Below are 14,090 nucleotides of genomic sequence, written 5' to 3'. Positions count from 1 at the left end.
GCCATTAAATATAGAACATGGCTGACCAATGAAATCTATAGCCATCTCAGAGTACTTAATAGGGAAGCCTCATTTCATGATGCCAAATTATTTTTATATATGATTGATGGTGCCATTATTCAGCTTTTAAGCTCAGATATTTCAAATGTGAAAGAACAGTTGTTTGATCGATTTCTAATGTCATTTATTTGAAATTAGAAGAGTGTTAAGAAATGTTAAAAATTGTTTCTAATTATAATTTAAAATATCTAAACTATTTTAAATTGAATCTTTGCATGGAAAGTAATTTGGAAGTATTTTTCAATAATAGTAGATCTATTTTTCAATTTTAAAAATATTATAAATAACAGTATGTTACGTTGTTTCTTGTTTTTAAATTGACAAATAAAATGTATAAGCTTGTTCATTGCTTATACATTTTTTAAATAGTTGATTTATTGGCTTATTTTTAAAAATTAATGCTATATAAATGAGGCTTAATATAGCAAAATTAACAAATCTTTTGATCATGCTAGGGCTGAATTATATTCAGTTGAATAGAATAAATTTTAATATTTAATTTAAATGTAAAATTAATTATTAATTAAATAGACAGATCTGTACGTGCTTTGTAAAATACCGCTAAATATAATTCAGTCCTATAAAGATGTTGAACAGTATTCATCAAGTTTTAGACAGTTTGGGCATTAGCCCACAGAAACGAGCTATTCATATTCAATTTACGTCTCCGATATTGAATGACCAAGTCTTTCTGCAAAGAATTGATGGCGTACATGCACTCAATGATGGCTTAAAAGCAGAACTTTTATGCCTATCAACCAATGCAACGATTCAACTAAAATCTTTTATTGGTGTTCAGGCCGCTGTAGATATGGTGACGGAGCGAGGTGAATTAACCCGCATTACAGGCATTATTACTCATGCTCAGCAAGGCCAGTCAGATGGAAGTTTAACTTTATATAAGCTGACCTTAGAAGATCCAACCGCATTATGGAAATATCGCCGCAATTCGCGCGTATTTATGAATAAAAGCGTGGTTGAAATATGGGAAATACTCTTTAAAGAATGGCAAGTTAAAAATCCGCTATTTGCTGCAAGTTTAAGTTTAGATTTAAGCGGTTTAACACAAACTTATGATGTTCGTCCTTTTGTTATGCAACATAACGAAAGTGATTGGGACTTCCTCACACGCTTACTTCGTAGTGAAAATATCAGTTGGCTCATTGATGAAGCTCAGCATATTGTTCCAAGTACAGATACATCTATTCAAGCTCAAAAACTTAGGTTGATTGATGCTAATAGCCAGTATCAGCCTTTAGACCGTAAAACGATTCGTTACCACCGTAGTAGTGCGGTCGAACAATACGACAGCATGACTCGCTTAACTGCCGAGCGTTCTCTTCAACCCAACGTTATGCATATACAACGTTGGCAAGCAGAAATATTAGAACAAGAAGAAGGGATTGGAAGCGTTCAAAGTAAGCATCAGCATAGCGAACAATATGACAATGCTACACTTGGCTTAGAGCAAGCTTGGAACTATGCGCCTGCATGGATTGGTGACTTAAAGGGTGAGGATGGTGTAACTAAATCTGGAAATCAACAAGTCGAACGATTAAACCAGAACCTCCACAATTACTACGAGGCACAGGCGAAACGCTTTATTGCGCAAACGACGGTCCGCGATGCCTATGTGGGTTACTATTTTGAATTAAATGAACACCCAGAAATAGACCAGCATGAAAGCTCAGATAAAAGCTTTTTGATTGTTTCTAAAAACTTCTTTAATCAAAATAATTTACCTAAAGATTTAAATGACCAAATTAATGGTCTATTGGCGCAAAGTAACTGGTCAATACGAAACCGCGAGAACAGTGATGAACGCCAAGCGAATCAACTGATTTTACAACGTCGTCATATTCCTACTACACCAGCTTATAACCCGCAAACTCATAGTCCTGCCACTCATCCACAACGTGCGAAAGTGGTGGGTCCTGAAGGTGAAGAAATCTATGTAGATGAATGGGGGCGTATTAAAGTCCGCTTCCTGTTTACCCGCAGTGATGATCATAGCCATGACGGTGGAGCAGGAACCAACAATAATGACACCGATTCTGCTTGGATTGATGTTCTAACGCCGTGGGCTGGAGAAGGTTACGGTGCGCGTTTTTTACCGCGTATTGGTGAAATTGTTGTTATTGACTTCTTTAATGGCGATATTGACCGCCCATTTGTAATGGGTCGAATTCATGAGGCCCAGCGCCATCCAACCAAATTTGATAACAAAGGTAAACTTCCTGACACTAAAAAGCTGAGCGGTATCCGTTCCAAAGAAGTGTCGGGTGGTGGTTTTGGACAACTCAGATTTGATGATACACCGGGGCAAATTAGTACCCAACTTCAAAGCAGTCATGGTGCAAGCCAGTTAAATCTGGGGAAACTGAGCCATCCTAAAGATAAAGCGGAAAGTGAAGACCGCGGAGAAGGTTTTGAACTGCGTACGGACCAATGGGGAGCTTTACGCGCGGGGCAAGGTTTATTGGTATCCACTCATAAACAGGATAATGCCAAAGGTGAACACCTTGATGCCGAAGTTGCGAAAAAGCAACTTGAGGGTAGTCAAACGAATAGTAAAGCACTGAGTGACATCGCTAAAAACCAGAAAACTGATGAAATAGAATCGATTGAGCAGTTAAAAGATTTTGCCTCACAAATTCAGCAGCAAATCGCTAAATTTGAAAAAGCTTTACTGCTTTTAAGTTCACCGGATGGTATAGCTTTGAGTACATCTGAAGATATTCATATCTCGGCTGATGCACAAATTAATCAAATTGCTGGAGACAGCATCAATATAAGTACTCAAAAGAATGTGATTGCACATGCCCAAAATAGGCTCAGTCTCTTTGCAGTGCAAAGTGGACTAAAAGCTGTAGCAGCACAAGGCAAGGTAGAAATACAAGCCCAGTCAGATGCTTTAGATGTGCTTGCTAATAAAGGTATTACCATTTCTTCGACAGAAGATCGGATTGAAATTAGTAGTCCTAAAGAAATTGTAATTACTGGTGCAAGTTCACAAATTACCTTAAATGGTTCAGGAATTTTTCCGAAAACTGGCGGGAAATTTCAGGTCAATGCTGGACAGCATGTGTTCCAAGGCGGTGCATCGGCAAGTGTTCAATCTAGTTTGCCACCACCACCAAAACGTGCACAAGGCGTTTTAGAGTTACGTCATGATTATGTACATGGAGAATTTGTCAAAGGTGCTGGCTATACAGTGACTGATTCGTTAGGAAAAGTCGTTAAAGGAAAGTTAGACGATAAAGGTTTCGCTCGTGTTTCTGGTTTGGCAACAGGTTCAGTAAAAGTTCTGTTCGATCCAGACCCGCGTAATCCTTGGGATGAGGCAAGTGATTTTAAACGCAAGGTAGAGTGGCCAAATCAAAATGATGTAGAAGGCAGCATTGGTATTGCATCTGGCAGTAAAGGGTTAACTGAAACATTGAAAAATGACTTTAAAAAGTTGAGCCAAATTGCGAGCAACGTTAAATCTGTACAGCAGAAGATTGAATCGGTTAAAAAAATCAAAGATCAAGGTGCTAAAGCATTGCTACCAATGGCGATGGAACAGGTTTTAGGAGGGAGTGATGGATCTAAGTTAAGTCAATCATTTGTTAGTCAAAATAGCTTTATGCCTTCAAGTCAGCAGAGTAATCCACTCAGAAGATTGGCTCAAGCAAGCTCTGACAAAAAAGCAATAACAGAAATCCGATCACCTTTTGAAACGTTTGTATAATTTGAGAAGAACATGTCACAAAATTCAGTGGTTGCTCCTTTAAATACTTTTAGTCCCAAAGATTTAACAGCAAAGAAATCAGCAGTTGATAAATGGTTTAGGGAATATACAAATGGTGTGGTTACAGTTGACCGATTAGAGACAATCTGTAGAAGTGTACCTGTTTTAGGAAGCGCCTTTGCTGTTGGTGATATCATTATTGATATCATAAGTATGCTCAATAAAGGTATTGATAAAGTTGAGATTTTTGATTGGTTGAATTTAGGAATCGATGTTATTGGATTGGTACCAATGGGACCGGTTGGACCTTCTGTGCGTGGTGCAGCACGGCCAGCATTATTTTATGTAAAGAATGAATCAGAACAAATTATTAAAGCACAAGCAAAAAAATTAGGTAAAAAAACATTAACTTCTCAAGAAGTAAAAAAAGCTTTAAGTACAGGGTTTAAAGACAGCGCAAGTGTATTTTTAACTACCATTATTGCTGAAAATGTAGCCGGGACTTTAGAAAACTTTGCTAAGAAAGGACAGAGTTTACTTAATCAGGTACTAAAAGAAGTTGGTAACTGGATTGTCTTATTAACAAAAACTATTGATGACGGCTTTAAGAAATTAGTCAGCGGCTCTTTAAATGGACTTCCAAACCTTAAGCGAGCGGGTCAACAGTCTTTAGGAGTTATAAAAGGAATATTTGAACTTGACGGAACTCGTATAGTAAATAATGCAAAATATGCTACCGAGAACGTTGCAAAAACTGTAGGTAAAGGGTATGTCAACCTAGCCAATTTGGCAGTCTCCGATGAAGCAAGAGCCAAAGTGTTAGCTTTAGGTGCAAAAATAAGATCTTTAGGTCAAGTTGCTCAAGGAAAAGTAAATGGTTTAAGTGACCCGAATACTTTATGGACGATTGGCTGGCTATTTAGCATTATGGGAATGGTTGCTGCAAAACATCGGCAAAAGAAGGCTCAGATTAAGGCTAAAGAAACGACAAAGGCCAATGCAACTCATCCATCGGCTGCGACTGACAAATCAAATAAACAAGCTCATTCAGAGAACAATGCCAATCAGTGTAAAAACTGTATGGGTGGAACTGGTGGTTCAATTACCTTTGCAATGGGTACCGAGTTCTTTACTCATATTGATGCACAACTTGGTGGAATAATTCAGGATAGTATTGGCCGTACCTATGCTTCAAACCTTTACCAGATGGATGATGCTATATTTGGGGCACGTTGGGTTACTCCATTTACTACAAAAATTTCTCGTAAATTTAAATATAGTCCAAAGAAAAAAGACCATAAAGACTATTTAAATGGGCTTGAATACATCGGTTTAGATGGTCGAGCAATTGATCTGCCTGACCTAAAGAAGGGTCAAAGTATTTATGATCCGATTGAACAATACACTTATACAGTTTTATCAGATCAGCTGCATTTAATTGCCTACGGTGAAGACGAGAAACGCTATTATGAAAAATACGGTGAGGACTATCGTCTATCCTATATCGAACGTAAAAATGGTTTCAAAGTCGCTTTACGTTATGACCATGTTTCTATCGATAATAAAACAATTTTATCGGATATTTTATTTAAACAGGACGAGAGTCTGCTGGCTCATTTAGCTTTGCAATTAACTCCTCAAGGTTTGGTTTCCGATATTTGGACCATCAAAAATGGCCAATTAGATCGTGTGTTGGCAAGTTATGACTATGATCAACAAGGTGACTTGATCCAGGCAACAAATGAGTTTGCAGCTTCTTATTATTATCAATATACCCATCACTTAATTACACGTTATACAGATCTTACACATCGTGGGATGAACCTAAAATGGGATGGTATTTTACCTACTTCAAAAGCCATTGAAGAATGGGCCGACAATGCTAGTCGTGCTTCAAAGCTGGAGTGGGATAAAAATATCCGAAAAACGACAGTGTTAGATGTTGAAGGGAATAGCACTGAACATTACTACGATATAGATGGCTACACTTACCGTATTGTTTATCCTGATAATTTTGAAGAGTGGTTCTTTCGAGATGATGCGAAAAATATAACGCTCCATATTGCTAAAGACGGTTCGAAAACTTCTTACACTTATGATGAGCGCGGTAATGTCTTGACTACAACTCAAGATGATGGTGCGACAAGTTATTTTGAATATGATGAAGAAAATCAACTCACTGGTATGGTTGATGCCGAACAGGGACGTTGGTTTAAGCAATATGATGGTTCTGGAAACCTGATTAAAGAAATTGATCCACTTAAGCATGAAACTGCTTATGCTTACAATGCTATGGGCTTAGTCACTTCCATTACAGATGCTAAAGGTGGAAGTAAGTCACTCAAATATGATGATCAAGGGAATTTAATTAGTTATACAGATTGCTCAGGTAAAGAGACCAAGTGGCAATATGATGAGCGTGGTCGTGTAATCAGCATTGAAAATGCATTAAACCAAAAAGTTGAGTATTTTTATACTGAATTTACCTTAGAAAATCGAGAACCAATTATAAAGGGTTTACCCCTGAATGCTTTTGGTCAACTTGAAAAGATCAAACATGCTGATGGAGCAGAAGAACACTTCATTCATGATGCCGAAGGGCGTTTACTGGCACATTTAGATCCTAAACAGAACATCACTCGCTATGAATATGATGAGGCGGGTTTAATTCTGTCTCGTACAGATGCTTTAAACCACAAATTAAAATATAAATGGGATCGATTAGGACGTCTCACCCGACTCATTAATGAAAATGGTGCCAGTTACCAATTCTTCTATGATGTCGCAAGCCGACTCGTTAAAGAAATTGACTTTGATGGTAAGGAAACGGTTTACCATTACGATGAAAAGTCAGGTCAACTTGCAACCAGTATTGAAGTTGCATCTGCTTATGGACAAGACCTAAAAGACCGAGCTGCACCGAAAGACCGAATTCAACAATTTATCTTTGACAGTATGGGACGTTTAGAACAGCGTACTGCGGGTTATGGTCACTATGGTTTAGAACTCGAAGAAAAACAGACTGAAGAATTTGCCTATGATTATATGGGGCGAATCATTCAAGCTAAGAATGCTCAAAGCAATTTACAATGGTTTTATGATGCAGCTGGCAATTTAGTACGGGAACACCAGCAAGATTATAAAATCAATAAAACCGCGGTTTGGAAACACCAATATGACGAAATTAATGATCGAATCAAAACAACTCGTCCAGACGGGCAGGTTATTGACTGGTTGACCTATGGTAGCGGTCATGTACAAAGTTTAATAGTGAATGGTCAAGACCTTGTTAGCTTTGAGCGTGATGATTTACACCGAGAAATTGCACGTTACTATGCCAACGGAGTGAGTCAAGAACAGCAATATGACTTGGCAGGTCGTTTGAAAAGCCAAATGATGCTGAGTGAACATGAAAATGGCTATCAAAACCAATATAAGCCGCACAGCAATGCATTAGAGCAGACTAGTCAACTGGTACAGCGACTTTATCAATATGACAAAACAGGCGAGCTAACGGCCATTCGAGATACACGTCGTGGCAATATTGCCTATAAGTACGATCCTGTAGGGCGTTTACTTGAAGCGAGCAGTAAACTTGGAAAAGAAACGTTTAACTTTGACCCCGCCAGTAACATTTTAGATTCATATCATAGTCACAAGGCTCAAAGCTATTCACAAACTACGGAAGAAAAAGACTATGGTTATAACCGTTTAGTTAATAACGTAGTTAAAGAATATTTAGATCAACAATACCAATATGATGCTTATGGACAACTCGTAATACAAAAAACGAGCCAAGGTGATTTAAACCTTGAATGGGATGTCTATGGCCGTATGGTGAAGAGCCGTAATAGCCAATATACGGCAGAGTATCGTTATGATGCATTAGGTCGACGTATTCAAAAACGGAGTAAGCATCACCATACAGGTCAAGAACAGAACATCATTTATGGATGGGATGGTGATACGCTTGCTTATGAGTCTACAGAGGAACTGACCAAGCATTATATCTATGAAAAAGACAGTTTTGTACCGATGCTACAAGCTGTTTATTTAAGTCCAATAGAATTGCACCAAACTCCAGATTGGTCAGATCGACCTTATCACATACACCGTGACCCGCTTTGGAAGACTGACAAACAGGGTAAAGAGTTTGATGATGTATGGTTCTATCACTGCGACCATTTAGGCACACCGCAAGAAATGACTGACCATACAGGTGCAATTATTTGGAAAGCCGAATATAAAGCATGGGGCGAGTGTAAAACAGAGAAAGCTAAGTCGAATTTCTTCGAAAATAGCGAAATTATTTCAAATAATATCCGTTTCCAAGGACAGTATTTTGATGAAGAGACAGGATTACATTACAATCGTTATCGATATTATTCCCCATATGTAGGTAGGTTTGTCAGTAAAGACCCGATTGGATTGTTGGGTGGTAATAATGTTTATGTATATGCTAAGAACCCGATTACATGGATAGATAGTAAGGGATTATGTAGTACCACCTTAAACAGAAATTTAGGAGGAGTAAAAGGTGATCATTTACAAGCTCATCATATTATTCCTGAAGAAATTTGGGCCAAGCGCAAAGATTTTTTAGATGATATTGGTATTGGCGGAAATAGAGATAAAGCAGAAAATGGCGTTTTAATGCCTGACAGTGAAGCTAAGGCAAAACAAATGAAGCGCCAATTATATCATTGTGGGTCACATCCAATTTATTCTGCAGGTATTAATCAAAAGTTAGGACAAATACAGAGAGAATTTGAAAGTAAGAAAATAACCGCTTCTCAAGCTAGAGATAAAGTGGCAAATTTACAGTCAAGTATGAGACTTGTTTTAATAACACCTGGTACAAAACCAATCAGATTAAGTTAGGATTAAATAAATATGAAGTATTTTGTTTTAAGTGCGACGCAAAGTAGTCTTTGTCCAATTTCACTTGTGGATGATGCTGTTCTATATATGAATAAAGAGCAAGCTAGCCAAAATATCGAATGTGGTTCTTTACCGTGGTATAGTTATAAAACTAGTAAAAACTGTGATTTACCTATCGAAGGTGTACTTATCTTAAAAAGTAAAAAAATAGAAATAAGTATTAGAAATATAAATGAAAATATATATGTTGTTGATGAAATTTTTAAAAATATTTTTGGAAAATATATTAATTCTGATTTTATAAGGGTTGAAGTGTTGAGTGAGAGTTTGGAAAAAATAAATAACAAAAAATATTATATTTTTAGATTTAATAAAATTTTTGATTTTAAAAATGTCTTAGATTTAAATAAGTCAACTTATAGATTGGATAATGATTTTTTAGTTTTAGAAAAGGCAGAGTTTTTAAGTGATTTAGATATTGATATATTGAAAATTGATAATATGGATTCTGCCCAAGATACTTTTTTTATCAGTGAGTTAGTTAAAAAAGAAATTGAAAAAAATAAATATCAAGGTATAAATATTTTTGAACTTACTTTGGCTCAATGGAGAGATTCTGATGATTTCAGTTTTATGTTTTTGAGCGAAGATGAGGTGAATAAATTTGTGTGGCCAATTTAGTAGATATCTCTCTCATATGAAAAATAATATTTGTTAGATATAGAAAAATGGCGTGATCCAGATGATTTATTTAATTCTTTGTATTTGAGTGATGAAGAAATAAATGAGTTGGTTTGGCCTATAATTTAGTACTTGAACACCAGTAAGGCTATAAAATACACAGTTAAACTGTAAGTGCTATTCAAAGAATAAGTAGTACTTCTATATATTTATTTCGAAGTGCTACTTTTAAATAAGGTGTTTTTAAAGGTAGGTTTGTGAATTTTTATACAATTTATCCGTCTGAGTATATTGATAGAGATTTTTCTTTTGATTTGAAAGGGAAGCATGAAGTTATTGTTGATTATTTTAAATTTGACTTAAGTAATCAATTTTTGAAAAATCCTAGAATAAATTTAGATTATGACAATATTTTTTCTGATCAATTGAATGAAATATTGGATACGGATTTTTATTATTCATCTTCAGGAATTTTACTTTTTTCAAAAAGATTCTTTAATGAAATGAAGGAAGTTCTTGCAGACGAATGTGATTTCTATCAATGTTATGTAAGAAATCAAGAAGCAGATATTTATGCCATGTATATTAAAAGAAAAAATAATTTATTAGATGAAGATGACTTTATAAAAAATGATCTTGTAATAGATGACTTTTTTGTTGTTAGAGATACTGATAAACCTTATATCTACGTGGTGAGCAAACAATTTGTAGATGTTGTTAATAAATTTAAATTCAAAATGAATTTCTTGGAATACTAAAATTAATAATTTTTTAATAGTGAATTAATTATTTAAATTGTTAATTCACTATTAACCCGAATCCTACTTAAGCCGATAGTTACATAACTTGAATTATTGGCTTATTTCGATGGGTGAGTTGATATGCACATAATGATGTATAAATCCCCGTTAGAAATCCAGAAATACTACGTACTTTACTTGTCACTAAAAAGGTTAGCTGTTATACAAGCAGCACTTAAAAAACAATTACAGGCTGGTGGGCAGACTATCTATGGAAATCAACATCCTAATGGAACTGCTGGTGTAGAAAAAGATTGGAAAAATACAGTTAGAAATCATATGAGAGGCAAATAAATGAAAAGTTGGGATCAAGTGACTAAAGAGGCTAGTGATTTTATTTCATTCTTAGAACAAGGAAATTTCTTTAATAAACCATTTCAGATGAGTGGAGATTATAAAATCATTACTGATGCTAAGGTTGGTATCAATTATGCTACGAATGATGACTTTGATAGTTTTGATGAGTGGGAAACTGTAACGGATACGCCCAACGTATTTCCAGATGATTTTGAATGGAGTGATAAAATTAAATACAAGTTAAAACAGAATAATTATTTTGATTTTGAACAAAAAGAATTTAATGGTGTTAAAGAAAAATGGGTTTATGGGGAAGCTTGTATACTTACTGAATTAATGTATAGAGATATAGAGATTATTTTTCAGTGTTATGCGAATGATTATTTTCCTAAAATTTGGAAAGATATTCTAGAAGTATATTTAAATGATGGGTTTCCCTGTGGTTGGGATGGCCATTTGCCAGAAGGAAGGTTGGTTGTTTTTTCTAATGAATAGTATTGTGAAGTAATTCTCAAGACGTAAATAAAGCCTCATTATTAAACAAATGAGGCTTTTTATTATAATCTTCCAAAAGAAAAGCATACTAAATGTCCAAGTATTTATACTAACAGTTCGAGTACTGGTCAGAATTGGAATAAAACTTGGGGAGGAATTTTAAACCAAGTTGAAGCTATGAATTTGTCACAAGCTGAATCGAAAGAAATTTTGGAACAATGCTTGAGAGCATTAGCAAGGAAAGAGCATATTGGAAAGTACAATGCTAAAGCTGTTAAGGGTGCAAACTTTTGTCAATTACAGTAAGTTAAAAGGTATATGCAATGCTTGATAAATTAGTGAAGGTTTGTTTTAAAAAATTATTAGAGAAAGTTGATAAATGTAATGAAATAATTTATGGGGAAAAATTCCTTGTTCAGCAGAATAATTCTGTTAATGATGAACTGTTTAGAAGCTATTTAAGATGTGTTCCTGAAAATGATTTTAATATTGATCTAGGAGGAAATATAAATGATTTTTTAGGAAAATATTCGTTAGAAAATATTCAATATATGTTTGAAAATATATTTGATGGGGAAAATGCTACAGTATTCTTAACACAACATGATGTAAATGTCGTATACATAAATCATAATAGTGGCGAGATAGGAGCATGCATTTCAGGCGATGAGTTACATATCATTGCTAAAAATTTATTTGATTTTTTTTCGCAAATTAATGTTGTACAAAATTTAATTATTGACTTATATGAATCTAACCCTAGAGGTGAAAATGGAGGGTATAAGACAGGTTTCTTAGAAGAACTAAAGAAAATTCTTATAAAAGAAAATGTAGTATTGGATGTAGACTATTTTTTAGAAATTTTTTATGGTTAAGCTATAAGGGTATTCCAAAATTAAGAGTAGTAATTCTATATATTTGAAGTACTACTTTAAAATAAGATATTTAATAGGGGGATTTGTGAGCTCTTAAAAAATCTACCTGTCTAATTATATTGTTAGAGATACTGATAAAACTTATATCTACGTAGTAAGCAAAAATTTGTAGATACTATTAATAAATTTGAACTTGAAATAAATTTATTAGGATACTAAAACATTAATAGTGCTTCGTATGGTAGCGGTCATGTACAAAGTTTAATAGAGAATGGTCAAGACCTTGTTAGCTTTGAGCGTGATGATTTACACCGTGAAATCATACGTCACTATGCCAACGGAATTAGCCAAGAACAACATTACGATACGATGGGACGTTTAACCCAGCAAAATATTGTTAATGGTCATGAGTTTGGTTATCCGTCAAATGAACAAGTTAGCCAGAACAATGCAATTCAAGAAACCCAGCAGTTGATTCAACGTTTATATCAGTACGATAAAACTGGTCAATTAACAGGAATTAATGATACGCGTAGGGGGAATATCAATTATAAATATGACCCAGTTGGGCGTTTGCTTGAGGCTAGCAGTAAGTTAGGTAAAGAAACGTTTAGTTTTGACCCTGCGAGCAACATTCTAGATTCATATCATAGTCAGAAAGTTCAAAGCCATTCACAAAAGCTAGATGAAACAGGCTATGGTTATAATCGTTTGGTTAATAACGTAGTTAAAGAATATCTAGATCAACAATACCAATATGATGTTTATGGACAACTTATTTGCCAGAAATCAACCAAGGGTAATTTATATCTTGAGTGGGATGCTTGTGGACGACTAATTAAAAGTCGTAATGCTGAATATACGGCAGAGTATCGCTATGATGCATTAGGACGCCGTATTCAAAAGCGAAGTAAACATCATCATACCGGTGGTGAGCATAACATCATTTATGGATGGGATGGCAATACACTTGCTTATGAGTCGAATGAGCAAATTACCAAGCATTATATATATGAGAAAGATTCATTTGTACCACTGGCACAGGCGGTTTATGCAGAAGAAATAGAGCTTCATCAAACACCTGACTGGGCAGATAAGCCTTATAGTTTACAACGTGACCCATTATGGAAAGTAACCAAAACTGCAAAAGATTTTAAAGATTTTTGGTTCTATCATTGTGATCATTTGGGTACACCACAAGAAATGACGGATCATACTGGTGCGGTCATATGGAAAGCTGAATATAAGGCTTGGGGTGAATGTAAAGCTGAAAAAGCTAAATCTAACTTCTTTGAAGACTCTGAGATCATCAGTAATAATATCCGTTTTCAAGGACAATATTTCGACCAAGAAACAGGGCTTCATTACAACCGTTATCGTTATTATTCACCGTATGTAGGACGTTTTATTTCCAAAGACCCGATTGGATTACTGGGTGGAGATAATGTATATGCATATGCACCAAATCCAATAGTATGGGTTGATCCTCTTGGATTAACCTGTGAATTAATTGGAAATACAATTAAAAAAGAAGATGGAACTGATTTAATTAGTATTCCTCAAGATGCTAAAAGACGTAAACTCACTCCACCAGCAGGTACAACTGATGATTATGGATATGAATATAAGTGGTCAACAGATAAAGGAACAACCCAGACTGTCCGAATACATGGACCTGATGATCATGCACCAGATGGGGCAAATGCAAAGGATGGTTGGATAGTTAGGGTAATGGATGGTAAAAAAAGTATGGATGTAAATGGGAATTATCATCCACCTGGAATATTTAACTCTATTAGTCCAAGTTATGATCCAGTTAAAATTAATGATGTACATATCCCTATTAAAAAACCAACGGTATTCCCAGGAGGAAACTAATATGGAGTTTAATATTCTTGATAAATTAAAGAGTCTTAAGGAAAATTCTTTAAATACAGGATCTTTGTTTGAGGAGTTAGGTGGGATTTCAGATTTATTTTCTCCTTATTTGACTGAAAAAATATTTGAAAATGAAATTTTAACTAATATTTGGAATATTTTAATATATATATATATTCACAACCCAAATAAAGAAAATAGATTGGAAGCATTATCTGTTATGTATGATTTTTATATCTATACTGTAAATATTGGTTTTTCTGTAGATAAAAAAGAATTAAATGAACAGTATCTTAAATTGCATGGCAACCATGAGTTAGATCAAGAATCTAAGGAAATTTTAGAAGAAATTTTATTTGATATTTAATGTTAAAAGAATTATAAATTGAC

General features: G+C 34.8%; 7 protein-coding genes and 3 pseudogenes. 9 read left to right on the top strand and 1 reads right to left on the bottom strand.

The window, feature by feature from the left end; all coding sequences use genetic code 11:
- The 5 genes and pseudogenes from B554_RS19050 to B554_RS0100200 all read left to right on the top strand — a co-directional run.
- Nucleotides 1–192, top strand: a pseudogene (locus B554_RS19050) (TetR family transcriptional regulator); the annotation flags it as partial.
- A 454-nt stretch (nt 193–646) separates the two neighbouring features.
- Complete coding sequence (locus B554_RS0100215; protein ID WP_019456538.1) at nt 647–3,793, top strand: type VI secretion system Vgr family protein; 3,147 nt, start codon at nt 647–649, stop codon at nt 3,791–3,793.
- Nucleotides 3,794–3,805: 12 nt separating this feature from the next.
- On the top strand, nt 3,806–8,674 hold the full coding sequence (locus B554_RS0100210; RefSeq protein ID WP_019456537.1) for an RHS repeat-associated core domain-containing protein: 4,869 nt from the start codon (nt 3,806–3,808) through the stop codon (nt 8,672–8,674).
- A 12-nt stretch (nt 8,675–8,686) separates the two neighbouring features.
- Nucleotides 8,687–9,355 carry a hypothetical protein gene (locus B554_RS0100205; protein ID WP_019456536.1) on the top strand — a complete coding sequence of 223 codons (669 nt, stop codon included), beginning with the start codon at nt 8,687–8,689 and terminating at the stop codon, nt 9,353–9,355.
- 257 nt (nt 9,356–9,612) lie between these two features.
- Nucleotides 9,613–9,951 (top strand): annotated as a pseudogene (locus B554_RS0100200) (hypothetical protein); the annotation flags it as partial.
- Nucleotides 9,952–10,192: 241 nt separating this feature from the next.
- Here B554_RS0100200 and B554_RS18850 read toward each other — a convergent pair.
- Nucleotides 10,193–10,303 (bottom strand): annotated as a pseudogene (locus B554_RS18850) (IS982 family transposase); the annotation flags it as partial.
- Between the two features lie 146 nt (nt 10,304–10,449).
- Between B554_RS18850 and B554_RS0100190 the strand changes: the two are divergent.
- The 4 genes from B554_RS0100190 (at nt 10,450) to B554_RS18330 (ending at nt 14,067) form a co-directional block, all read left to right on the top strand.
- Complete coding sequence (locus B554_RS0100190) at nt 10,450–10,947, top strand: hypothetical protein (protein ID WP_019456533.1); 498 nt, start codon at nt 10,450–10,452, stop codon at nt 10,945–10,947.
- A 323-nt stretch (nt 10,948–11,270) separates the two neighbouring features.
- Complete coding sequence (locus B554_RS0100180; RefSeq protein WP_019456531.1) at nt 11,271–11,822, top strand: hypothetical protein; 552 nt, start codon at nt 11,271–11,273, stop codon at nt 11,820–11,822.
- A 369-nt stretch (nt 11,823–12,191) separates the two neighbouring features.
- On the top strand, nt 12,192–13,700 hold the full coding sequence (locus tag B554_RS0100175; protein ID WP_019456530.1) for an RHS repeat-associated core domain-containing protein: 1,509 nt from the start codon (nt 12,192–12,194) through the stop codon (nt 13,698–13,700).
- Between the two features lies 1 nt (nt 13,701).
- Complete coding sequence (locus tag B554_RS18330) at nt 13,702–14,067, top strand: hypothetical protein (RefSeq protein ID WP_017393740.1); 366 nt, start codon at nt 13,702–13,704, stop codon at nt 14,065–14,067.
- Nucleotides 14,068–14,090 lie beyond the last annotated feature (23 nt).

The organism is Acinetobacter sp. GG2, assembly GCF_000292385.1.
GTDB lineage: Bacteria > Pseudomonadota > Gammaproteobacteria > Pseudomonadales > Moraxellaceae > Acinetobacter > Acinetobacter seifertii.
The sequence above is the reverse complement of the archived record's forward strand: the minus strand, read 5'-3'. Positions and strand labels throughout refer to the sequence as shown.

Coding starts and splice junctions, on each gene's coding strand:
- B554_RS0100215 (WP_019456538.1), top strand. CDS start 647: ATGTTGAACAGTATTCATCAAGTTTTAGACAGTTTGGGCATTAGCCCA.
- B554_RS0100210 (WP_019456537.1), top strand. CDS start 3,806: ATGTCACAAAATTCAGTGGTTGCTCCTTTAAATACTTTTAGTCCCAAA.
- B554_RS0100205 (WP_019456536.1), top strand. CDS start 8,687: ATGAAGTATTTTGTTTTAAGTGCGACGCAAAGTAGTCTTTGTCCAATT.
- B554_RS0100190 (WP_019456533.1), top strand. CDS start 10,450: ATGAAAAGTTGGGATCAAGTGACTAAAGAGGCTAGTGATTTTATTTCA.
- B554_RS0100180 (WP_019456531.1), top strand. CDS start 11,271: ATGCTTGATAAATTAGTGAAGGTTTGTTTTAAAAAATTATTAGAGAAA.
- B554_RS0100175 (WP_019456530.1), top strand. CDS start 12,192: ATGGGACGTTTAACCCAGCAAAATATTGTTAATGGTCATGAGTTTGGT.
- B554_RS18330 (WP_017393740.1), top strand. CDS start 13,702: ATGGAGTTTAATATTCTTGATAAATTAAAGAGTCTTAAGGAAAATTCT.